Here is a 21,711-nt window from a genome sequence, read left to right on the forward strand (position 1 = left end):
TATGGCTACCGTCTACCCGTTCCGTGCCGTTCGCTATGCCGACTCCCTGGATCTCTCCAGGGTGGTCGCACCACCCTACGATGTCATATCCCCCGATTTCCGGGCCGAACTGGCCGCCCGCGATCCCCGGAATGCCATCTTCATCGAACTCCCCGAAGCCGAGGGAAACGAGACCAGATACGAAACCGCCGCCCGCAAGCTTGCCGCGTGGAGGCAGGACGGGTCGCTCACCCAGGATTCAAGAAGCTGCTTTTACCGGTACCGCCAGACTTTCACGCCGCCGGGATCAAGGGACCGCCTCTCCCGGGACGGTTTCTTTGCCGCCGTCAGGATCGAGGATTACGACCGCAGAATTATCCTCCCCCACGAGAAAACCCTCGACAAGCCCAAGGCCGACCGCCTTGACCTGATCCGGGCCACACGAATGAACATTTCCCCGGTCTTCGGCTTCTTTTCCGATGCCGGCGGCGCCGTCATGCACGCACTGGATGCCGCCACCGGAAAGGCCGCCCAGGGTGAGCTCGCCCGCCGGTTCACCGATGAAAACGGGATCGAGCATGAGGTCCGCCGCCTGGATGACCCGGTGGCCAATTCCCGGATCGTGGCGGCGCTGGAGCCGGTGTCCATCTATATCGCCGACGGGCACCACCGGTACGGCACCGCCATCAACTACCGGAACGAGTGCCGCGAAAAGGCAGGTTCCGCTCCGCAGGGCGCGCCCTGGGAGCGGGTGCTGATGTACCTGGCCCCTGCCGGGCAGATGACCGTTCTGGCCTATCACCGCATGGCCCGGAACCTGCCCGGTTTCGAATGGGCAAAGGCGAAAACCGCCCTCACCGGCGACTTTGAAATCACCGAGCAGGACGATCTCGACACCGCGCTTGCCACGCTCAACTCCGCGCCCGCCGAACAGAACTCGTTCTGCCTGGCGGTGGCCGGCGAACCCAGGCTGTTCGTCATCCGGGCCAGGAACCCGGCGGCGATCCGCGCCCGGCTTCCCGGCGAACTGCACGAAAGCCTCCGCAAGCTTGACGTGACCGTTCTTCACGAGTTCCTGCTCTCCAGGGAACTCGGCATTGACCAGTCGGCGCTCGCCAAAGAATCGTATCTTTCCTACACGCCGGATGCCGCGAAGGTTGTCGCCGAAGTCCGCGCCGGACGGCAGCAGCTCGGCTGCCTGCTCCGGCCCACGCTGGTCAGCCAGGTGCAGGAGGTGTCCGACGCCGGGCAGGTCATGCCGCAGAAGTCCACCTACTTCTATCCCAAGCTGCCCACCGGGATCGTCTTCAACCCGGTCGCCGAATAGCGCCGCCTTTCAGGGAGTTGCCTGGGCCCCCAATAGGCGCTATGTGGCTCCCGCGCTTTCTGGAACTCTGGCGGTTCCCGGCGCCGGATTTCTCCGTCCGACCCCATCGTCTAGCCAGGTCAGGACGCCAGGTTTTCATCCTGGTAACGCGGGTTCGAATCCCGCTGGGGTCGCCAAACTTTCAACGCATCCTTACTGTTTCTTGTCTCGCCCTTGTACGGCGACATGCAGGTCGGGCCGCCGCTACTTCACTGCCCCTTGCAACTATAATCAGAACTGATTTCTGTTTCTAATAACCCTTTTCCGGCATTCCCAGAGGCCAGGTCCGTCCTGTGGCCACGCCTCACCTCAATCGAGGCGTGGTGAGCCGTGGTGAGCCGTGGTGATTATAAATAGCTGTTTTAACTTGCTATTTTTGTGTGATCTCCATCACGTTCTACCGGCCTGACCCGTGTTGAGGTGTGGCGAAGCGTGGTGCGCCGTGGCGGCGGCCCGGTTCACCCGCCGGGTGCAACCCAAGGCAGCTGCCAGTTCTCTGGGACGCCAGTTTCCTGAAATAGAAGCAATTTGCTTAATGACCAAGACCCTTACGGCCGGGCAGGCCGCTCATTTGATGGAGCGCGATGCCCCCTGTCCGCCGCCCATTATACCATGTCACCCTGAACCGGCCGGGTGGCTCGCCAGTACGGCCGGGGCCATGTAGAGTCATGCCTCCATACACGACGGAGGACCCCAGAATGACTTTCCATGACTTCAGCCTTCACATGCTGACGGGCAAGCCCCTCAGCCTTTCGCTCTACAGCGGCCATCCGGTTCTGGCAGTGAATGTGGCCAGCAAGTGCGGCCTGACTCCCCAGTACGCCCAGCTCCAGGCGATGCACGAGACGCTGGGGCCCAAGGGGCTCAGGATCGTCGGGTTCCCCTGCAATGATTTCGGCAAGCAGGAACCGGGAACGCCCGAGGAGATCGGACAGTTCTGCACGAAAAACTACGGCGTCGAATTCGATATCACCGAAAAGATCCATGTCAATGGCCCGGAAACCCATCCGCTCTACAAGGACTTCCTGAAATCAAAGGAACACAACCGGTTCAATCCGGGAGATGTGCAGTGGAACTTCCAGAAATATCTCATCTCGAAAGACGGGAAGGTCATCGGCGGCTGGAACCCGCAGGTGAAACCCAACGCGCCGGAAATCGTCGAGGCGATTGAGGCTGCGCTGAAGTAGCCATGCCCGGCCTGACCTGGCCCGAAGCGGCATTTGTCGCCTGGATGCGCGCATCCAGCTATTGGGCACTCGGCCAGGCCGTCATCCATGACCTCCAGAACCCGGACCTCCGGCGGATCCGGGCCGATATCGGACTGCCGTTCGGACCGGGCAGCGCCCACCGGGCTGACGTTTTTTATCCGCCAGCGGAAGCCCTTGGTGCCGTCCTGTTCGTTCATGGAGGCGGATGGGCTGGCGGCACCCGGCGCTTTGGCGAGCCGCTCGGCCGGGAACTGGCGAGCCGTGGCTTCCTGACGATCATGCCCGGTTACCGCCTGTTGCCGCAGGCCAATGTCGAGGAGGCCACCTCGGATGTCCGGCGCGCCTGGGAATGGGCGCTCGGCTTTGCGGACCGGGAAGGGTTTTCACCCGCCCGGGTCGCCCTTGGAGGAGAATCGGCCGGCTCGCACCTGACGACACGCGCCCTCTTGCGGCATTTTGCTCCTGAGGGAATTGCGCCACCTGCCCACATCGCGGTCTTCGGTCCCCATGACATGGAAAACTTTCTCGCCCGCGCCCAGCCCATTACCCGTGCCGCCATGCGCCTGCTGCGTCACCCGTACGGTTCGCTCCGGGAAGCCGCGCCGCTGCTTTCAAACGTCACCGTTCCCTGGCCGCGCCATGTCCGGCTGCTGACCATTCATGGCGACCGGGACCCGCTGGTTCCGTACCGGATGAGCGTCCGGCTGCATGAGCACGCACAGAAATCCGGCGCCAGTGCCGAGCATGTCCGGATTCATGGCGCGCCTCATGGTTTCATCAACACCCCGCGCACCCGTCACGGAAAACCCGCAGTCGAGGCCATGGACCGGTGGCTAAGGGGTATCTGGCAGGATCAGGGCTGACGGGCTGCCGCCACCCCGGCGGCCCGGCCGGGCGACTTTCGTATCCATTCCGGATCAAACAGGAAGCCAAGCGAGACGAGTGCGCCCATTGTCAGCATCGTGATGTTGATGTTCAGCAGGACAATCAGATGCAGCCCCACCGTCAGCCACCAGACGATCATACGGGCGCGGGGATGGAAGATGGCCGGAAGGAACAGTATCTCAACCCATACCGCGGCCCACGTCAGCACTTGGGAGACAAACATCGGCAGTTCGCGAAACCAAGAATGAATCCCCCAGCTCCTGTGCAGCGGAACGTCCAGAAATTCACGGAATGCGGCCCCGCTTCGCCAGTATGGCTGGAAGATCTTGTCTACCCCGCTGACGGTGTATGCGACTCCGAACACAATCCAGCCGCCCATAATCAATTGCGGCGAAACCGACCACCCCTCGACCGGTTCGCGCGAACGGTTGTGCATGCTCCACGGTTCGCCCGCCGGCACCAGAAGCGTCGCCAGCACCACCCAGCTCACAAAACCTATCGCGGGATTATCCACGACGGCATTTCGCTGAATGATGCAGGCATAGCCATACCAGACAAGCCCCGCCATCGCGTGGCGGTACAGTCCGGCGGCCAGCATCAGCGACGCCATGCCGACCAGCGTGAGAAAAAGGGGCGCTGCCGCGGGCAGCGGTATAAGAGCAAGTATGTTGGGGAACCAGCCAAGCCGGATCACATTCGAAGAAGGAACCGGAACCATTCCCTCCGGCCCGAACAGTTCTTCGGCCCAGGGGACCAGATGGAAGAAATACAGTGCCAGATAGGTACCCAGCAGCATCCGGTAAATCGCGAAGTGCCGGCCGGTCATCTTCATTGGCGGCATCTCACGGTCATGACCTGCGCACGGGTTCCTTCAGGTGTTTCCTCTACCGGAATTGTCAGTTGAACTTCCCTGACGCGTGACTGCACCTGCAGAAGTTCTGCGATCGGCCCGTTGCAGAATCCGTGCTGCAACATGCCATAAAGTGCCTGAATGGGGCGATGCGGAGCCGCTGTCAATGAGGCGGCATATCCTGCCTTGAACTGATACGGTCCGGGCAACTGCCGGAGAATGCCCAAAGTGGTTTCTTTATGGATGACCGTTCCGTCGGTGAGCCTGAAATCGGCATGGAACCACGGACTGTATTGCGGCATCCCTTCTCCCCTGTTGGAAAACACCACTGCATAGGGAGCGACCATCAGGGCCTTGGCCCACGTGATCAGCGGCGGATAGGTATAATAGGCAACACTCGCCGATGCCCCGGCCACGGTCAGCGCCCGGATCGCCCATATCCGCCAGCCCCTGCGAACCCGATTCTGTAGCTCCTTGAAGTCCAACGCTGCCATGATATCACGATGCATTTTCAGGCGCTACGTTGCCGCAACCATCGTGGATAGCCGGTGTTGCCGTTATGGCACGGCCATATCGATGGCGGCGATCATGCTCGCGGGGTTGGCCCTGCCCTGCCAGGCTATGCCGAACGCCGTGCCATGATCCGGAGAGGTCCGTATGAACGGAAGGCCGATGGTTGAGTTGACCCCTTCGTCAAACCCCAGAACCTTGACTGGTATCAGCCCCTGGTCGTGATAAAGCGCGACCACGGCATCGAACTCTCCGGTCACCGCCCGGTGAAAAACGGTATCCGGAGAGAGCGGCCCTTCGACCGGGAGCCCTTCTGCGGCAAGCCGTGATACAAGTGGCCCGATCCATTCGACTTCCTCACTTCCCAGCATCCCGTCTTCTCCGGCATGGGGATTGAGGCCAGCCACCGCGAGCTTCAACCGGCGTTCCGTCCTTATCCATCGCGGCAGTTCCCGGCAACCCAGCCGGATGACCCGTTCCAGCTCGGCTGGCGTCAGGGCCGAAAACAGTTTCCGCAACGGCAGATGGATTGTCGCCAGAATGACTCTCAGCTTCGAGCAGGAAAGCATCATGGCAAAGTCGGATGTCTTCGCACGTTCGGCCAGCAGCTCCGTATGGCCGGGGAATGCGATTCCAGCCGCCTTGAATGCGGTCTTGGCTATCGGTGCCGTCACTACGGCCTGGGCTTCCTTCGCAAGTGCAAGATCGGCAGCCTTCACAATCCACCCGTGAATTTCCCGGCCGAACCGCCTGCCCGCGTATGCCGGGTCAACATCGCCAAAGGGGATATCGACGGCTCCGGGGACTTCCGGCGCAAGGACATGAAGAATACCTGCTTCGGTAGCCTCGGCGGCCGAACCAATCCGCCGGATCACCAGCCCCGGAGCAAACCGCCGGGCGGCTTCTTCCATTACCGACGCCGCGCCGGTAACCAGATACCGTGAGTGCGGACGGGCCAGAACGGCCCGGACTGTCACTTCCGGTCCGATGCCATGCGGGTCGCCCGGAGAAATCGCAAGCAGCGGTGTTTCCGGTGGCATGATGAGATATTCTGGCCCTACAGCCCCGGAAGTTCGTGGCGTTCGATACGGGCGCCGGCAACCAGATCCTCAATATAGTGCTCGAACGCCTCGTCGGTCTTCTGGTTCTCAAGAGCACCCTTGATCTGGGAGAATACCGCGTCGAGCGGCTGGCTTTCGCTCCCGGACCGGTCGAGAACCTTGAGCAGGTAGACGCCCCGCTCGTCCGTCACCGGATCTGAGATCTGCCCCTTGGGGGTGGAGAAAATGGCCGCCTCCAGAAACGGCAGGATCGATCCCCGCCGCACGACACCAATATCGCCACCTCGTGAGGCATTCGGTCCGCTGGAGTGCTGGCGGACAATCGCCGCGAAATCTCCAGTCTTCTCGGCCTCGCCCTTGAGCGACACGGCACGTTCCATCGTCCGGACCCGGCCCTTGGCATCGGCAGGATCCGCAAAAGGCAGGAACAGCATCTGGACGCGGGCTTCCTCGGCAGACTTCCTGTAGCTGGCGTCGTAGTAGGCTTTTATCTCCGCTTCCGAAACCGATACCCTGGGGCGGAGCAAGGACATTTTCAGCCGGTCAAACAGGATCGCATACCGGACTTCCCGCCGGTAACGATCCCAGGTAAGTCCCTGTGCCTTGGCCTCTGCCTGCAACTGCTCGCGGGTCAGTCCCCTGCCCGACTGCAGCCGCTCGATCGCCTCATCCACCTCGAAGTCGGTTACTGCCATTCCGTACCGCCGGGCATCCTGGTCCACCAGCACCAGCCTGATGAGCTCATCGGCAGCCCGGCTCATGCCGTCACCCAGCGCACGCCTGAGTTCCGCCTCCGGTACGCCGGGGTTCAGCATCCGGAACTTGGTCAGTTCCTGTTCCCTGGTCTCACGAATGTCACTGAGCAGGATCGGCTCGTCGTTCACCACGATTGCCACGGCATCAAGAACCCCAGGCTGTGCCGCACCTGCCGGCAGCGGCATGAGCAGCGGCAGAATGCCGATAACAACGAAAAGAAACCGGAACGTGTTGTCCATGCACTACCTTGCAGCGGTGATATTCTTGAGCAGGTCGTCGGTCACTTCAATCCTGGCCGCCTTGCGCTGCTTTTCCAGCCATGATGCAACCGCCCGCATCCGCCGTTCAGACCTCATCTGGCCGGCCAGCTCGTCCCGCACATCTTCAAAAGCTCTCCGGCCGGGCGGGTTCACCGAGTTCAGCCGGAACACATGATACCCGTACGAGGTCCGTACCACACCCGATATTTCTCCGACGGACAGATGGCGGACCGGCGTTTCCAGCTCGGGGGGAAGCTCTCCGGCAGCAAACTCCCCGACAAATCCGTCACGGGCCGCTTCCGGGGCCACCGACCGCTCGCGGGCAAGTTTTTCAAACGGGACATTCCGCTTCCGGATGAGATTGATGATTTCCAGCGCCTCGGTCTCCGACCGCAACAGTATCTGTGACACGGAGAAACGCTCGGGATAACCGAAACGATCTGGCATTTCGTCATACTGCTGGCGGAGTTCCGCATCGTCCGGATCGGGAGCACTGGCGGCGATTGTGTCCGATACCCGCTCTAGAAGGAGGCGGCGGGCGACCATTTCGCGCCACTGGTCAAGGGTAAAATAGCGGCGCGACAGTTCCCGCTCCAGTTCCTGTTCCTCGTAGTGGCTGAGCAGACGTGTGACCTCGCCGTCGATCTCCCCCGGCTCAAGCGTGATTCCACGGCGGCGGGCCTCGGCAAGCAGAAGCTGTTCGTCGATCTGCTCACGAATCAGCTGCCGTATCTCCATCTCGTATCCGGATGAACCAGCTGGCGGGTTTCCCTGTGCAGCGAGGCGGGGAAGCAGCATCCGGTCAAATTCGCGCCGGGTCACGGTGCGGTCGTCCACGCGAATCACGATTGGCTCGGTCCGCGCTGTTTCCTGGCATCCGGCGGATACGGCCAGCAGGATCAGGGTGCAGGATATCACCGCACTTCCCCGCCAGACGCACGAGGGGCGGCCCCTGCACCCGTCCGTGCGGACCGCCCCCCGGTTCATCACAATCAAACGGGCGCCGGTTATTCGCCCGGCGCGGGTGCCGTCTCTGTCGCCGGCGCTCCCGATGCACCACCAGCACCCGGCCGGTTGGCCAGATTTGCGGGCAGCGCGAAATCCACGCGGGACAACGCGGCGTCATCAATCTTCACGTCTGACTTGGTCATGAGCTGCTGCTTGAAGTCATCGAACTTCTTGACGCGCAGCTTGTTCATGATCTGGCGCCGGACCTGCGGGTTGTCGAAAGCCCGTGCCGTGACGGTCTTCGGGCCGGTCACGCGGACGATTTCCCACCCTTCCGGCGACTCAAAAGGCTCGGAGTAGTCGTTCACCTTGAGATTGGCGATGGCACGTCCCACCGGAGTCTGGGCGTTGGCCGGCACCGGGCCGCGATCGCCAGCCTGGTCCTTGACCGGCTGCGGATCATCGCTGAACTCCTTGACGGCGGCATCCCATGCACGGCCGCGCTTCAGGGCGGCATGAGCCTTCTTGATCTCGCGCTCGGCTTCGGCGCGCTTGGCGACCGTGTCAGGCATGCCCGGCGGCGGAGCCCGCTTGAGGATGCGGGCGATGTTCACCGTTTCTTCCTTGAAGTCATCCTGGTGCGCGTCGTAAAAGGCTTTCAGTTCCTCATCCGACGGGCTTTCATTCATCAGCTTGCGGCGGAGCATGTTGGAAGCAATCTGCTTGGTGTAGTTTTCCACCTTGGCCTTCACTTCAGGGTCTTCGGTAATCCCGCGCTTCCTGGCCTCGATGTAGACAGCCTCTTCCGAGAGGAACGTGCTGACGTATTCCTTCAGCTTCGCCTTGTCCTGCGACATCTGGACGCGCTGCTGGAACGGTACACGGCGAAGGGATTCTTCCAGAGCCGCGAGACGGACCGGCTCGCCGTTCACATGGGCGACGACTGGCGAATCATCGGCCTTGCCCTTGGCGCCGTCGGTGCCCTTCTTGCCCTTGTTGCAGGCGCCTGCTGACGCCAGTGCTGCTGCCATGAGGGCGGTTGCTATGATCCTGCGTGTGAAAAACATCTGACTGGTATCTCCTTACCTGTTCGGTTTTTTCTTTACCCCAGCGGTTTCCCCATCCGCGTGTTCTATCAACTCCAGAACCGAGTGTGCTGCATGGAAAACCTCCGTCGGGCGGATGTCGTCAAAACGCACTATAAACCGGTTCTCTGGTGTAACTCGATATCTTACCGGATCGGTCCGAATCAAGTTAACGAGACGGTCCGGGTCGGGAACTTTTAAGGAACCATCTGCGCCTGCTGCAAACCTGAGTGCCACATCACGTGAACCGATTTTCATCTCCATGACTCCAAGCCGCCGGAGCCGTATCTTGATGGCCATCAGGGAGATCAGGTTCTGGGCTTCGTCAGGAAGCGGCCCGTAGCAGTCAATCAGTTCATCCCGCCCCTGCTCCAGGGCCTCTTTGGTCCGTGCGGCTGACAATTTCTTGTAGTAGATGAGCTTTTCCGTGAGGTCGGGCACATATGAGACAGGCAGAAGGGTCGCTACCGGGAGACTGACCTCCGGCTCGATCTCCTCCTGGTAGGCTTCGCCTTTCAGTTCATGAACCGCACGGTCCAATAACTCGATATATAAGTCGAACCCGACCGCCGCGATGTGCCCCGACTGTGCATCTCCCAGAACATTCCCGCCGCCACGCAGTTCCAGGTCGTGACTGGCAATCTTGAACCCGGAACCGAGGTCACTGTGTTCCTGCAGAATCCTGAGCCGTTTCTCTGCCTCGGGGTTCAGTTTTTCTCCTGGAGGCAGCAAAAGATAGCAGTAGCCACGGCGGTTCGACCGCCCCACCCGGCCCCTGAGCTGGTACAACTGCGCAAGCCCGAACCGGTCAGCCCTTTCCACGATCATCGTGTTTGCATTGGGAATGTCGAGTCCGCTTTCGACGATCGTCGTGGAAAGAAGCACCTGAAACTCGTTGTGCAGGAAGCCGAGCATGATTTTTTCCAGCCGGGCCGGCTCCATCTGTCCATGTCCGATCTCGATACGGACACCGGGCAGCAGTTCCCGCAGCGTGCGGGCCCGTTCCTCAATGCCCTGCACACGGTTGAACAGGTAAAAGACCTGTCCGCCACGGTTCACCTCGGCCATTACAGCGTCCTTGATCGTGCGTTCCGAATACCGGCTGACGACGGTCCGGATCGAAAGCCGGTCCTGCGGCGGCGTCGCAATAAGGGAAAACTCCCTTAGCCCGGTCAGGGACATCTGAAGCGTACGGGGGATTGGCGTCGCCGACAGGGACAGGCAGTGCGCGACCACACGGAGTTTCTTGAGGCGTTCCTTGTGCCGGACGCCGAAACGGTGCTCCTCGTCAATGATGACCAGTCCCAGCTCACGGAAACCCACATCATTCTGAAGCAGGCGGTGCGTGCCGATCACGATATCCACCTGCCCGGCTGCCAGGCGCTTCAATATGTCCCGCTGCTCGGCCGGCGTCCGGAACCGGCTCAACGCCTCAACCCGGACTCCATGATGGGCGAGCCGGCCCGTGAAGGTTTCCTGATGCTGCTGTGCCAGTACTGTCGTCGGAACGAGCAGCGCCACCTGCTTGCCATCCAGGACGGCCTTGTAAGCAGCCCGGAGCGCCACTTCGGTCTTGCCGTACCCCACATCGCCGCAAACGAGACGATCCATGGGTTTCCCGCTCATCAGGTCATGAACGACCTCTCCGATGGCGCGTTCCTGGTCTTCTGTCTCCTCGTACGGGAACTCGGCCTCGAACTTCCGGTAATCGTCCTGGAGCGGCCGGGCAGGATAAGCCGGATGCACCTGCCTCTGCGCATAAAGATCAAGCAGTTCGGCGGCCAGCTTGTAGACGGCGTCGCACACCTTCTTGCGGGTCGTCTGCCATTGATTTCCACCGAGCCGGTCCAGCACCGGCACATGGCCTTCCGCGGACGAATAGCGGGCCACCATGTGGAGCCGGTCCACCGGCACAAGCAGCTTGTCGCTGTTCGCGTATTCAAGCTCCATCACCTCGACGGGAATCTGGTCCACCATGACGGTCTTGAGCCCCAGATACCGTCCCACGCCATAATCGTTATGGACCACGTAATCGCCGGGCTTCAGATCCTCCAGCGACTGAAGGAACGACTCCAGGTTCCGCCGTGCAGTGCGAACGGGTTTCTGCTGTCCTGTACGGAAGAAATCACCCTCGGTGATAACCGCGAGCCGTTCGTCAGGCAGCACGAACCCGCCGGACATGGCTCCGATAACCACTCGTGGCGGCTCGGCCACGGGCCGCTGCAGGTCGCGGTCAGTCAGCGGGCGGGTGAAATCGGGAATGATGACGGGATCAACGGGAACCGGTGCCAGCCCGTGGGGGTCCAGCAGGGTCCGGACCCGTTCCAGCGCGGACCGGTTCTGGAGACTGAACAGCACCCGGTACCCGGCGGCCTTCCACTCCTCCAGGCGCCGGACCGCCGGCTCCAGTGGCGATTCCTCACCCTCCCCAGCCTGAGGCGGATGCAACTCCTTCTCCGGCGTGCCGACGCGAATGTTCAGGTGCTCACGGTCATCGAGTTTTTCGTATATCTCGAGGCCGGAAATTTCGAGACGCTTCTGGCGGTCGATCAGTTTGCGGATCTCATCCGCGCCCGCGAACCGCTCGCTGTAGCGGGCCAGCGCGAGCCCTTCCTCGCGGCGGCGCCGGTAGGACTCCTCCAGCCGGGCCGCGGAATCCTCCAGCACCCGGTCGCAGGCGATCGGCTCACAGATGACGATGGGGCCGGTCACGTAGTCCGCTATCGACGGCAGCTGGCCGTAAAGTGCCGGCGTCAGGTACTCGGCACCCGTGACATGTATTCCGCTGGCAAGATCGTCCCTGACCCGCGTCACCAGTTCATAGTCCACCTCCTCACGGTCGCGCTCCGTGTTGAGGTATTCCACGGCCCGCTCCCGGTATGGAGATTTCAGTAACAGTTCGCTTGCAGGCAGCAGAACAAAATCAGGCAGGCTCGCTACCCCGCCCGGCAACGGAAGGGTCCTCTGGGTGGATGGATCGAATGGGCGAATGGTGGCCAGCCGGTCCAGCTCGAAATCGAGCCGGAGCGGCCAGTCATAACCGGTGGCGAAAATATCGATGATCGAGCCTTTCACGGCAAAATCACCGCGATCTTCCACCCGTGCCGACCGCCGGTAGCCAAGATCGGCAAACCGGCTGACGGACGTTTCGAAATCGGTCTCTTCGTCCGCAGCCAGCAGATCGTATTCGGTCCGCAGCGTGGCGGGCGGGAATGGCCGGGGGAGAAGCGCCTCGGCTGGAGCAATAACCACTGCTTCGCCCTGCCTCGCAAAAAGCTGGTACAACGCCGTCACCCGGCCGCTCGCCACATCCACGGGCGGCGAACGGTCATCCTCGGGACGGGCTTCCCATGCGTGCAGTATCTGGAATTTCCGGGCCGTCAGGGCATGCGGATGATCGTCGGCGGGATCGATGCCCAGAAACCGCAGCCAGTCGGACCGGAGCTGTTCGGCCGCCAGTATGTCGGGAACCACGACCAGTTGCGGGCGGAATCCCTCCCGGTAGAGACACGCCAGATGCCAGGCTGCGGCCGCACCCGCCGGTCCGCCAAGGACAAAAGAGCCCCGCTGCCGAAGCCGTTCGGCCAGTATCCTGAAATCAGTAGTGGTCGGTTCAGTGGTGTCCACGTTCCGGCCGGGCGGCGACGCTACGCGAAGCGCAGCGGGGCTTCAATCCTTGACAAACATTCAATCATGGACAGTTTTGTCGTTACCGGTTGACCAGCCGGGTATCCTTGGTGAAACTGAGGACAGATTTTCTCTCTACGGCCCGGGAGGTCCGTTCCCCATCATGGCAAAGCCTATCGACGTAACCGACGCAACGTTTGAATCTGAAGTGCTCAAGTCACCGGTTCCTGTTCTCCTGGACTTCTGGGCCCCCTGGTGCGGTCCCTGCCGTGCCATCGCCCCGGCGCTCGAAGAGCTCACCGGCCAGTATGAAGGCAAGGCCAAGATTGCCAAGATCAACATTGACGAGAACATGAATACGCCCAGCCAGTTCGGTGTCCGGGCCATCCCGACGCTCATCGTCTTCAAGGGCGGTAAGGCAGTGGACCAGATCATGGGCGCACAGCCCAAGGCATCCATTGCGACGGTTCTGAACAAGCATATCTGAATAACCGGCGATTCAGAACGAACCGCACCCTTGCTCCGGTCACAAACGGCTTTGGTACTGATTTTGGCCGGGTCGCATACCCGTCTGCCTTCTGAAAGAGTATAGTCGCCCGTCGTGAGCTACATTGTCTGGCGGCCTGACTTCGATCTGGGAATCCCCGTCCTGGACCAGCACCACCACAATCTGGTGGCACTGATCAATGATTTTCATCTATCGGTAAACCGGGGGCTGGACAGCGAACTGTGCAGCACCATCTTCAGCCGTCTGCGTGAATACGCCGACTACCACTTCAAGGTGGAAGAAGCCCTGATGGCTCACCACGGCTACCCGGAATCCCCCGACCACATCGCCGAACACCGGCTTTTCGTCAACAACGTTGGCCGGCTGGAAAAAACATTTGCGCAGGATCCCCTGCTGACGCAGCAGGTGCTCCAGTATCTGAAACAGTGGCTGGAGCAGCATATCCTGGTCATCGACAGGCAACTGGCGGAGCATATCAAAGCTGGGCAGCACTGAGCCCCGCCTGTCGCCTTTCCCTGCGTGGCAGCGTAAACTTGCCGCTGATTACCCGATCCGGAACGAACGAGGGAACGCCATGGCTCCAGAGGAAAACATCGTCAACCGGAACGTGCTGCTGGTCGACGATGTCGATCTCTTTCTGGAGATCGAAAAGAAGTTCCTTGAGGGCAAGGGGCTTCTGGTGCACACGGCCCATGACGGTATCGAAGCCATCGAAGCCGCCCGGAAAATACGCCCGGCCCTCATCATCATGGATAACTTCATGCCCCGGATGAATGGCGACGCTGCCTGCCGGCAGCTCAAATCCGATGTGGTGACTCGCGAAATCCCGATCCTGATGGTGACCGCCAACAGTTCGAGCGAGGCGGTCGAGGAATGCTTCAGGGCCGGTGCCGACATGGTGATTACCAAGCCGCTCCGCCGCGACGAGCTGCTGGCATCCATAGACAAGCTGACCGACCTCAAGCTCAGCCCCGTTTCCATGCTGCCCAAGGACAGGCCAACGGTGCTCGTGATCGAGGACTCGGCCTTCTTTGTGACCCTGCTCAAGGACACCCTCTCGGCACGCGGCTACGACGTCATGACGGCTTCCAGCAGCAGCGAGGCCGAGGAGCGCCTGGGTGCCTATGGCCGGTTCGTGCATCTTGTCCTGCTCGACCTCATCATGCCGAGCCAGAGCGGTCCGGACATCCTCCGGCGAATCCGGGCCGTCCCGGATGCCGAAAAAATCCCGGTGGTGGCACTCACATCGGTCAGTCCGCTGGATCCGCTGGCCGCCGAAGCCCGCAGCCTGGGCGTGACCGAATTCATCAACAAGGCCATCCCGCCGACTGACCTGCTGTACCGCATAGACGAACTGATGTTCGCCGAAAGCTCGGATACCCGGCGGGATCCCCGCTACAGCCTTCACGTTCCGGTCCAGTTCAAGACCGACCGTCACTGGATCATGGGCGAGACGGTAAACATCTCGAAAAACGGCCTGTGCATCCGGTCACTCGAACTGCCGGAACCCAACGCGGAAATCGTCCTCAAGTTCAGTCTCCCGGACGTACAGAACCCCTGCGAGGAACAGGCCAGCGTGGTCTGGGTGTCCATCCCCGACCCGCAGAAGTCCCAGAAGCTGCTGGTGCTCGACTCCGGTTTTGGCGTCGTGCTGGAGTTCCGCTCCGAAGAGTTCAAGGAAGGCTTCGAGGCGATCGAGGCCCGCTACCGGCTTGGCTGAAAAACTCTCCCCATCCCTTCGGGAGGCGCTCGTCCGCCTGCTCGAATGCCCCACCACCACCACGTTCGAGCGGTATTCCCACGCGGCCGCGCTTTCACTTCTCAAGTCCCGCCGGATTCCCTGCAAGCTGGACCGTTACGGGAATATCCACGCGGGTGATCTCAAGTCAAAATCACCGCTGATCTTTGTCGCGCACCTGGACCACCCAGGGTTTTCACTTGCCCCGGCACTGGGCGGTCCGGTGGAAACCCTCACCTGGTGGGGGCGTGTTGACCCGAAGCTGTTCAGCAGGGCCCGCGTCCGGCTCTACCCCTATGACTGCACAAACCCGGCCGATGCCAGCAAGCAGGCCATCGAAGGCACCATCCGGTCTATGGTGATGAACCCGCAGGCGATGAAGCCGAAAACCGTAAAGGTCCGGCTGGACGAACCGGCCGAACGCGGCCGCACCTATGTCGGAAACTGGGCGCTGGCCGAATGCCGTATCGCGGGCAAATGGATCGAAAGCATCCGGATTGATGACCTGGTGGGTTCGGCCTGCATCATCGAGCTGCTGACCCGCCTGAAAGGCACGGCGCACATCAGGGCCTTTCTCACCCGCGGCGAGGAGAACGGATTTTATGGGGCACTTGCCGGCGCGAAACTGGTACCAGAACGGTCGCTGCTCGTATCGGTCGAAACGAGTTCGGAACGGCCCGGTGCGGTTCCCGGCGGCGGGCCGATCGTGAGACTTGGCGACGCCACCTGCGTCTTCGACCCGATGGCCACGCGGCTGCTTACCGAAACCGCCCTCGCCCTCCAGAAGGAAAATCCCCGGTTCCGGTTCCAGAAGCGCGTCATGGATGGCGGCACCTGCGAAGCGACGGCCTTCCTTGCCTTGGGCCTCCGCGCCACGGGTCTCGCCGTCTCGCTGGTGAACTACCACAACCAGGGCAAGGGAAAACTGGAATCTGAACGTGTCACAGCCAGCGACACCGAGGGACTCCTCCGTCTCATGGAATCCTTTGCCCGGCGCTACCGGCCCGGCCGCATCGAAAACGACCTGTCGCGGCGGCTCCAGAAGCGCGTCACGGAAGTGGCCAGAATCCTCGAAGCCAGGCCTTTGGCCTGACGGATCATTCGCCCACGCTCCGCCAGTAAAGCTCCACTGGATGCGCGGTCCCCACGGCGGCCGGTGCGATCTGGACACGGCATCCGGCGCAGGCAGTGGCAGCGAGCGATACGCCTGATTTCTGGATCTCCGTCACCACCTGTGCCGCCGACTTCTGGGCGTGCTCGAAATTCTCCACGGCGGCGCCCCATCCTCCGCCCAAACCGCAACAGCCAGCATCAATTCGCCTGATATCCAGCCCCGGAATGGTTTTCAGCAGGTTGTAACCGGATTCGCCGGTTCCGAGCGCACGGGCCGTGCAGGCTGAATGCCAGGCGACCGTCTCGTGGACCTCGTTCCTGGGCGGAGGCAACAGCCCGCGGCGCTGGCAATCCCACATAAATGCAGTGAGCTCCCGGACCCGCGCCGCTATCGGCAGGAGTTCGCTGTCGGCGCCGGAATCAAGCAGCTTGCCGGAGCTGCTCTGGAAAAAGTGCACCAGTTCCGTGTTCGACGCCACCGGCTCAAAACCGCCATCCAGCAAAACCTGTACCTGCCGGAGCGCACGCCTGATATTCCGTACGGCTTCATCCTTCAGGCCAGAGGCAAAGGCTCTCTCGCCCACGTCATCCAGAACGACCACTTTCACTTCGAAGCCGGACTTTTCCAGCAGTTCCACCGCTGCCTGCCCTTCTGCCGGGTAGTGGCCGTTCACCGTCTCGCTGACGATGAGCAGTACCTTCCCGCGAGACAATTCCCCGGTTGCGGCCTTCAGTCGTTTCCTGAACCAGCCGGAAAATGTCTGTGTGCTGAACGGTGCAATCCGCTGCCGCCGGTCGATGCCGGTCAGCTTCTCCATGAGCCACCGGAACAGCCGGCTTCCAAGGAGCCAGTTCGCAACTGGCGCAAGGATGCTGCCAAGTTTCCGCCATGCGGATGCTCCGGCAAGTGTCCGCAGGCCACCCGCCTTCCGGCCGCCATGAGCCGCTTCCATTCGATGCTGGAATGCGATGGCAGGAAAGTCGAAACCGATCGGGCAGTTCCTGACGCAAAGACCGCACTGGAAGCACTTGTCCAGCAGCACTTCGCGCCGGTTTCCGATCAAACCGGCGTCGCCAAGCGTGTCGCGGCCTTCGATCAGGCCGAACAGGTCCACGAACATCGGACACGCGTCACGGCAAATGGCGCACCCAGTGCAGGTTTCAAACATTTCGACCGCATCACCTGGCCGCTTGCCGAAATCCGGATCATCGGCGAACGCCGGACTGCTGCCAGTGGGGTCTGCTGCTGCCGTCATCTGAAAGGAAATCCTACTCCATCAGGAGCCGGGCGGCACGGGATCAGCTACATATCCCGGCATGCCCCTGGGTTCCGCCGATTTCGCCATTGTGGCCGTGTACCTGGCAGCCATGATCGCCGCCGGGTGGTATTTTTCGGGCCGCACGCGGCATTTCAAGGACTATTTCCTTGCCGGCGGGGCACTGACGACACCGCTGCTCGTCTGCACACTGGTCAGTACCTACTACGAACTGGACGTTACCTTCGCAACCAGCGAGCGCGCCTACTACAACGGAATGGCCGCCTGGTTCTGGCTCTCCCGGCCGTACTACGTGGCGATCCTGCTGGCAGCCGTGCTGGTGGCCAAGCGGCTCCGGGGGCACGGTTACTACACCCTCCCCGATGTTGTCGGCGCCCGCTACGGTGACGGAGCGCGGGTCACCGTCGCTACCGCCTGCTTCGTATACTCGCTCCCTATCACCGCACTGGCTGGCATGGGCGCACTGTTTGAGACACTGGGCTTGCCACGCGATATCGGGCTTTTCCTCGGCGCCTCGGTCTGTGCCGTTTACACCCTCATGGGCGGCCTGTGGGCGGACGTCATTACCGACACTGTCCAGTTCGTCCTCATGTGCCTGGCGGTCGCCATCCTGATTCCCTATGCCCTTGAGTGGAGCGGGGGTTTCGGCTTCACGGATCATCTGCCCGGAGCGCATCTCACCGCTTCCGGCGGATTGAGTCCCTGGCTCATTGCGGCCTGGTCGGCCGGCGCGCTCACGGTATTTGTTGAGCCCGCCTTCTACCAGCGCATCTTCGCAGCGCGGTCGGAGAAGGATGTCACCCGGGCGCTCATCATCGGCATCTTTCTCTGGGCCGCGTATGACTGGGGCGTGACCCTCGTGGGGATGATCGCCCGCTCGGCGGTCGAGCAGGGGATGCTGGCCGAGGGGCTCCCCGGCCGCACCGCGCTGCTCACCCTTGCCATGACGCTGCTGCCGGTCGGTCTCAAGGGACTATTTATCGGTGGCGTGCTGGCGGCCGCCATGTCGAGCGTCGATTCCTATTCGCTTCTGGCGAGCGGGAACCTCGTTTATGACATCTGGCGGCCGCTTGTCCGGCCGCAAATGACAGACCAGCAACTCGTCCGGGCGACGCGAATCGGCGTCTTTGCGGTCACTCTGGGGGGCCTGGCCCTCTCGTTCGCTTTCGACCGGATATCAGATGCCTGGATATTCATGTCCAGTGTGCTGGCCTCGGTGGCCTTTGTCCCGGTGCTGGGGGCTGTTTTCCTGAAACCGGCCAGGCAGGCAGGACTCGCCTCATCACTGGCAGGCCTTCTGTCTCTGGCGGGCTTTTACATCTGCATATACGGATTCGGAACCTACAATGCCGATGAAGAGTCCTGGGCATGGCAGGTAGGCGGCGCCGAAATCTGGCGTGAATACGGGGTGTTGGTGGCCCTGCCCATCTCGGCCGCGGCCTTCGCCGTGGCTAACATGCTGTCGCGGGAGCCCCGGTCATGATGGAGTTCGGCACCTGGCTGTCCGTACTGATCCTCGGCCCCGGCGCCGCCGGGATTTTCATCTGGTTTCTGGCCGATTTGCGGAAAATCCAGAGGGGTTCCGGCGAGGATTAACCAGCCAGATTTCCCGGCTGATTTCAAAACCTTGGCTAGCTTGTTGGCAGCCGCCAATTCATCGGCTAAAGACCGGCCGCCGGGGCTCTTTCCGGGGAGGAACCGTCTCACCGTGGACATGTACTACCAGTTTGGCCACGTACTGGTTTTTATCGCGCTGGGAGCGGGTTTCATCGCTATCGCGCTCACCGCGAGCCACCTGGTCGCCCCATCGAAACAGTCGGTCATCAAGCAAACTTCTTATGAATGCGGCGAACTTCCCATCGGGAACTCCTGGGCCCAGTTCAACGTCCGCTTCTATACTATCGCCATCGACTTCCTGATTTTCGACGTGGAAGTAACCCTGCTCTATCCCACCGCCGCCGTATTCCGGAGCTGGGTCGAAAAGGGCTACGGACCGGCCCTTTTTGTATGGGTCGGAACATTCGTGGTCATTCTGGCCATCGGCCTCTTTTACGTGTGGGGCAAGGGCGACCTGAAGTGGGTGAAAGAGCTGGGCAGCACGGTGCCAAAACCGGGAACAAACCCTTAGAATTACTGTAATTTCCGCCTTCCGGCGGTTCCGGACAAGGGTTTCAGGCAGGATTTCAGGAGCAACCAGAGCGCCATGACTGACACGAAAACCACAGTCGCCGTCCCCCAGACAATCGATACCAGCTACTACAGCCCCAAGGACGGCGGCATCATCACCGCCAATACCGACGACTTTCTCAACTGGGTCCGTGCGAACAGCATGTGGTACATGCTGTTCGGACTTGCCTGCTGCGCCATCGAACTGATGCAGACGGGCGGACCCCGCGCCGATCTCGACCGCTTCGGTGCCGTCTTCCGCGCCTCGCCGCGCCAGTCGGATCTCATCATCGTGGCCGGGACACTGACCTACAAGATGGCCAGCCGCGTGAAGATTCTCTACGACCAGATGCCCGAGCCGAAATACGTCATCTCGATGGGTTCCTGCTCCAACTGCGGTGGCCTGTTCGAACAGGGCTATTCGGTATGCAAGGGCGTGGACAAGATCATCCCGGTGGATGTCTACGTGCCCGGCTGCCCGCCGCGGCCCGAGGCACTCACCGAAGGAGTCATGAAGCTGCAGGAGATCGTCAAGCGTGAACGGTTCCTGCGCCGCAAGACCGCCTGATCTTTAGCATTAGCGAGCCCAACGAAAGGCCGGACAACCCCGCTCATGGACAAGAAGTCGCTGCTCGAAATGGTGTCAGCAAGGTTTGGCGACCGCATCGAGTGCGGTCCCGAAGCCAACCCGACGCCTTTCATTATCGTCAGGAACCCGCAGAAGGACCTGCTGGATATCGTCAAGACGCTGCGGGACGATTCCGGGTTCAGCTTCAAGTATCTGGCGACCGTCGCCGCCACCGATCACCCGCCCGTATCCGAGAAAAAGGGCGAACCGCCGCCCCCCGGTCCCGGACACCAGTTCTCGACGGCCGTGCTGAAGAGCTACGAACACGGCACGACGCTGATGGTGAAGGCAAAGCTCGATCGCAACAACCCGCATGTGCCATCGCTGGCGGGCCTCTACGGCGCCGCCATCTGGCATGAACGCGAGCAGTACGATCTTCTCGGCGTGATCTACGACGGGCACCCGGACCTGCGCCGGATCATGCTCCCGGACGACTGGACCGGACACCCGCTCCGCAAGGACTGGACCGAGCAGGACAACTACCGCGGCATCCAGACGACCCGCGAATCGATGCACGACATCTTTGCCCGCCGCGTAAAGGAGACCGAGGGTTACGACTTCCGCCGTGGCGGCAGCGCCGCCGGCGAGGAGACAGCCGAATCATGAGCAGCCTCGTTACCCAGCTCAAATCCGACGAAATGCTCCTCAACATGGGGCCCCAGCACCCGTCTACCCACGGCGTGCTGCGCTTCATTCTCAAGACCGACGGCGAGATCGTGACGGCCTGCGAACCCGACGTGGGATTTCTGCACCGCTCGATCGAGAAGATCTGCGAAAAGTGCGACTACCCCGGTTTCATGCCGTATACCGACCGGGTGGACTACCTGGCCGCAATGAACGCCAACCACGCCTATGCCCTGGCGGTCGAACGGCTTGCGGGGATCGAGGTGCCGCGCCGGGCACAGGTCATCCGCGTCATCACCGACGAACTGAACCGCATCATCTGCCACGGCGCCATCGGCGTCGGCGCCCTTGGCATGGACCTCGGCGCCGCGACGCCGTTCCTCCACGCCATGCGCGAGCGGGAGACGGTGAACGACATCATCGAGGAACTGTGCGGCGCCCGGCTAACCTACAATTACGTCCGCATCGGCGGCGTCTGGTTCGATCTGCCCGACGGCTTTGTCGAAAAGGTCACGGCCTTCCTCAACCACTTCGAACTGGCATGGGAAGAGATCAACCGACTGCTTACCGATTCGGTAATCTTCCGCACCCGCCTGATGAACGTCGGCACGATCACCGCCGGGGATGCCGTGAGCTATGGCCTCGTGGGACCGGTCCTGCGGGCGACCGGTATCAAGCGCGACGTCCGCCGGGACCAGCCCTACGCGATCTACCCGGAACTGGAGTTCGACATTCCGGTGGGAACCGGCACGTTCGGAACGCTCGGCGACTGCTTTGACCGCCATCTGGTCCGCGTCGAGGAAGTGCGCCAGTCGGTCAAGATCGTCCGGCAGTGCCTGAAACTGCTGGAACCGGGACCGGTGATCGCCAAGGTGCCCAAAAACATCAAGCCGCCGGCCTGGGCCGATGTCTATTCGGCCGTCGAGGCGCCTCGCGGCGAGATGGGCTTCTATCTCATGTCCAACGGCACGGGAAAAGCCCACCGGTGCAAGATCCGCACGGGATCATTCGCGGCCATGAGCATCATCAGCAGGATGGCGCCGGGCATGATGATCGCAGACCTTGTGGCATTCATCGCGTCGCTGGACGTGGTGGCGCCCGAGATCGACCGGTAAGCAGATT

Annotated in this window: 20 protein-coding genes and 1 tRNA gene; 13 read left to right on the forward strand and 8 right to left on the reverse strand. The window is 61.7% G+C overall.

Annotated features, from left to right (window positions below; genetic code table 11):
- Position 1: 1 nt before the first annotated feature.
- From KIT79_06075 to KIT79_06090, 4 genes are all read left to right on the forward strand, one after another.
- Positions 2-1,306 (forward strand): DUF1015 domain-containing protein, encoded by a 1,305-nt coding sequence (locus KIT79_06075; GenBank protein ID MCW5828866.1) that lies wholly within the window; start codon positions 2-4, stop codon positions 1,304-1,306.
- 99 nt (positions 1,307-1,405) lie between these two features.
- Positions 1,406-1,482, forward strand: a tRNA-Glu gene (locus KIT79_06080).
- Between the two features lie 561 nt (positions 1,483-2,043).
- On the forward strand, positions 2,044-2,532 hold the full coding sequence (locus KIT79_06085; GenBank protein MCW5828867.1) for a glutathione peroxidase: 489 nt from the start codon (positions 2,044-2,046) through the stop codon (positions 2,530-2,532).
- A gap of 2 nt (positions 2,533-2,534) precedes the next feature.
- The gene (locus tag KIT79_06090) at positions 2,535-3,416 is read left to right on the forward strand and encodes an alpha/beta hydrolase (protein ID MCW5828868.1); all 882 of its coding nucleotides are present in this window, start codon (positions 2,535-2,537) and stop codon (positions 3,414-3,416) included.
- Here KIT79_06090 and KIT79_06095 read toward each other — a convergent pair.
- The 7 genes from KIT79_06095 to mfd form a co-directional block, all read right to left on the reverse strand.
- Positions 3,407-4,270: an HTTM domain-containing protein gene (locus tag KIT79_06095; GenBank protein ID MCW5828869.1), complete on the reverse strand. Its 864-nt coding sequence runs from the start codon at positions 4,268-4,270 to the stop codon at positions 3,407-3,409. The two genes, KIT79_06090 and KIT79_06095, sit on opposite strands and share 10 nt — an antisense overlap.
- Positions 4,267-4,704, reverse strand: coding sequence for a hypothetical protein (locus KIT79_06100; GenBank protein ID MCW5828870.1), 438 nt, complete (start codon positions 4,702-4,704; stop codon positions 4,267-4,269). The genes KIT79_06095 and KIT79_06100 overlap by 4 nt, the downstream gene beginning before the upstream one ends.
- A gap of 141 nt (positions 4,705-4,845) precedes the next feature.
- The gene (pdxA, locus tag KIT79_06105) at positions 4,846-5,838 is read right to left on the reverse strand and encodes a 4-hydroxythreonine-4-phosphate dehydrogenase PdxA (GenBank protein MCW5828871.1); all 993 of its coding nucleotides are present in this window, start codon (positions 5,836-5,838) and stop codon (positions 4,846-4,848) included.
- Positions 5,839-5,855: 17 nt separating this feature from the next.
- Complete coding sequence (locus KIT79_06110) at positions 5,856-6,854, reverse strand: peptidylprolyl isomerase (protein ID MCW5828872.1); 999 nt, start codon at positions 6,852-6,854, stop codon at positions 5,856-5,858.
- A gap of 3 nt (positions 6,855-6,857) precedes the next feature.
- The gene (locus KIT79_06115) at positions 6,858-7,793 is read right to left on the reverse strand and encodes a peptidyl-prolyl cis-trans isomerase (protein ID MCW5828873.1); all 936 of its coding nucleotides are present in this window, start codon (positions 7,791-7,793) and stop codon (positions 6,858-6,860) included.
- Positions 7,794-7,882: 89 nt separating this feature from the next.
- Entirely contained in the window at positions 7,883-8,890 is a 1,008-nt protein-coding gene (locus KIT79_06120; GenBank protein MCW5828874.1) for a peptidyl-prolyl cis-trans isomerase, read from the reverse strand.
- A gap of 15 nt (positions 8,891-8,905) precedes the next feature.
- A complete protein-coding gene (gene mfd, locus KIT79_06125) occupies positions 8,906-12,535 on the reverse strand; it encodes a transcription-repair coupling factor (protein ID MCW5828875.1) in 3,630 nt (1,209 codons plus the stop codon).
- A gap of 163 nt (positions 12,536-12,698) precedes the next feature.
- Here mfd and trxA point away from each other — a divergent pair, with 163 nt between their 5' ends.
- The 4 genes from trxA (at position 12,699) to KIT79_06145 (ending at position 15,874) form a co-directional block, all read left to right on the forward strand.
- Positions 12,699-13,022: a thioredoxin gene (gene trxA, locus KIT79_06130; protein MCW5828876.1), complete on the forward strand. Its 324-nt coding sequence runs from the start codon at positions 12,699-12,701 to the stop codon at positions 13,020-13,022.
- 114 nt (positions 13,023-13,136) lie between these two features.
- Positions 13,137-13,538 (forward strand): hemerythrin family protein, encoded by a 402-nt coding sequence (locus KIT79_06135; protein ID MCW5828877.1) that lies wholly within the window; start codon positions 13,137-13,139, stop codon positions 13,536-13,538.
- A 79-nt stretch (positions 13,539-13,617) separates the two neighbouring features.
- Positions 13,618-14,763 (forward strand): response regulator, encoded by a 1,146-nt coding sequence (locus tag KIT79_06140; GenBank protein MCW5828878.1) that lies wholly within the window; start codon positions 13,618-13,620, stop codon positions 14,761-14,763.
- Positions 14,756-15,874, forward strand: coding sequence for a hypothetical protein (locus KIT79_06145; protein MCW5828879.1), 1,119 nt, complete (start codon positions 14,756-14,758; stop codon positions 15,872-15,874). Before KIT79_06140 ends, KIT79_06145 begins: the two co-directional genes overlap by 8 nt.
- Before the next feature lie 4 nt (positions 15,875-15,878).
- On the opposite strand, the gene KIT79_06150 is transcribed toward KIT79_06145, so the two are convergent.
- On the reverse strand, positions 15,879-17,150 hold the full coding sequence (locus KIT79_06150) for a 4Fe-4S dicluster domain-containing protein (GenBank protein MCW5828880.1): 1,272 nt from the start codon (positions 17,148-17,150) through the stop codon (positions 15,879-15,881).
- 61 nt (positions 17,151-17,211) lie between these two features.
- Between KIT79_06150 and KIT79_06155 the strand changes: the two genes are divergently transcribed.
- The 5 genes from KIT79_06155 to KIT79_06175 all read left to right on the forward strand — a co-directional run bounded on the left by KIT79_06155 (position 17,212) and on the right by KIT79_06175 (position 21,704).
- Positions 17,212-18,654 (forward strand): sodium:solute symporter family protein, encoded by a 1,443-nt coding sequence (locus tag KIT79_06155; protein ID MCW5828881.1) that lies wholly within the window; start codon positions 17,212-17,214, stop codon positions 18,652-18,654.
- Positions 18,655-18,885: 231 nt separating this feature from the next.
- On the forward strand, positions 18,886-19,299 hold the full coding sequence (locus KIT79_06160; GenBank protein ID MCW5828882.1) for an NADH-quinone oxidoreductase subunit A: 414 nt from the start codon (positions 18,886-18,888) through the stop codon (positions 19,297-19,299).
- A 75-nt stretch (positions 19,300-19,374) separates the two neighbouring features.
- The gene (gene nuoB, locus KIT79_06165; protein MCW5828883.1) at positions 19,375-19,905 is read left to right on the forward strand and encodes an NADH-quinone oxidoreductase subunit NuoB; all 531 of its coding nucleotides are present in this window, start codon (positions 19,375-19,377) and stop codon (positions 19,903-19,905) included.
- 45 nt (positions 19,906-19,950) lie between these two features.
- A complete protein-coding gene (locus tag KIT79_06170) occupies positions 19,951-20,571 on the forward strand; it encodes an NADH-quinone oxidoreductase subunit C (GenBank protein ID MCW5828884.1) in 621 nt (206 codons plus the stop codon).
- On the forward strand, positions 20,568-21,704 hold the full coding sequence (locus tag KIT79_06175) for an NADH-quinone oxidoreductase subunit D (GenBank protein ID MCW5828885.1): 1,137 nt from the start codon (positions 20,568-20,570) through the stop codon (positions 21,702-21,704). The genes KIT79_06170 and KIT79_06175 overlap by 4 nt, the downstream gene beginning before the upstream one ends.
- Positions 21,705-21,711 lie beyond the last annotated feature (7 nt).

The sequence above is a fragment of the Deltaproteobacteria bacterium genome (assembly GCA_026129095.1).
In the GTDB taxonomy this organism is placed as follows: domain Bacteria; phylum JAGRBM01; class JAGRBM01; order JAGRBM01; family JAHCIT01; genus JAHCIT01.

Excerpts from the sequence above, each read along its gene's own strand:
- KIT79_06155 (MCW5828881.1), top strand. The coding sequence starts at position 17,212 with ATGCCCCTGGGTTCCGCCGATTTCGCCATTGTGGCCGTGTACCTGGCA.
- KIT79_06085 (MCW5828867.1), top strand. The coding sequence starts at position 2,044 with ATGACTTTCCATGACTTCAGCCTTCACATGCTGACGGGCAAGCCCCTC.
- KIT79_06160 (MCW5828882.1), top strand. The coding sequence starts at position 18,886 with ATGTACTACCAGTTTGGCCACGTACTGGTTTTTATCGCGCTGGGAGCG.
- nuoB (MCW5828883.1), top strand. The coding sequence starts at position 19,375 with ATGACTGACACGAAAACCACAGTCGCCGTCCCCCAGACAATCGATACC.
- KIT79_06175 (MCW5828885.1), top strand. The coding sequence starts at position 20,568 with ATGAGCAGCCTCGTTACCCAGCTCAAATCCGACGAAATGCTCCTCAAC.
- KIT79_06170 (MCW5828884.1), top strand. The coding sequence starts at position 19,951 with ATGGACAAGAAGTCGCTGCTCGAAATGGTGTCAGCAAGGTTTGGCGAC.
- KIT79_06095 (MCW5828869.1), bottom strand. The coding sequence starts at position 4,270 with ATGAAGATGACCGGCCGGCACTTCGCGATTTACCGGATGCTGCTGGGT.
- KIT79_06090 (MCW5828868.1), top strand. The coding sequence starts at position 2,535 with ATGCCCGGCCTGACCTGGCCCGAAGCGGCATTTGTCGCCTGGATGCGC.
- KIT79_06075 (MCW5828866.1), top strand. The coding sequence starts at position 2 with ATGGCTACCGTCTACCCGTTCCGTGCCGTTCGCTATGCCGACTCCCTG.
- KIT79_06110 (MCW5828872.1), bottom strand. The coding sequence starts at position 6,854 with ATGGACAACACGTTCCGGTTTCTTTTCGTTGTTATCGGCATTCTGCCG.
- trxA (MCW5828876.1), top strand. The coding sequence starts at position 12,699 with ATGGCAAAGCCTATCGACGTAACCGACGCAACGTTTGAATCTGAAGTG.
- KIT79_06140 (MCW5828878.1), top strand. The coding sequence starts at position 13,618 with ATGGCTCCAGAGGAAAACATCGTCAACCGGAACGTGCTGCTGGTCGAC.
- pdxA (MCW5828871.1), bottom strand. The coding sequence starts at position 5,838 with ATGCCACCGGAAACACCGCTGCTTGCGATTTCTCCGGGCGACCCGCAT.
- KIT79_06120 (MCW5828874.1), bottom strand. The coding sequence starts at position 8,890 with ATGTTTTTCACACGCAGGATCATAGCAACCGCCCTCATGGCAGCAGCA.
- KIT79_06150 (MCW5828880.1), bottom strand. The coding sequence starts at position 17,150 with ATGACGGCAGCAGCAGACCCCACTGGCAGCAGTCCGGCGTTCGCCGAT.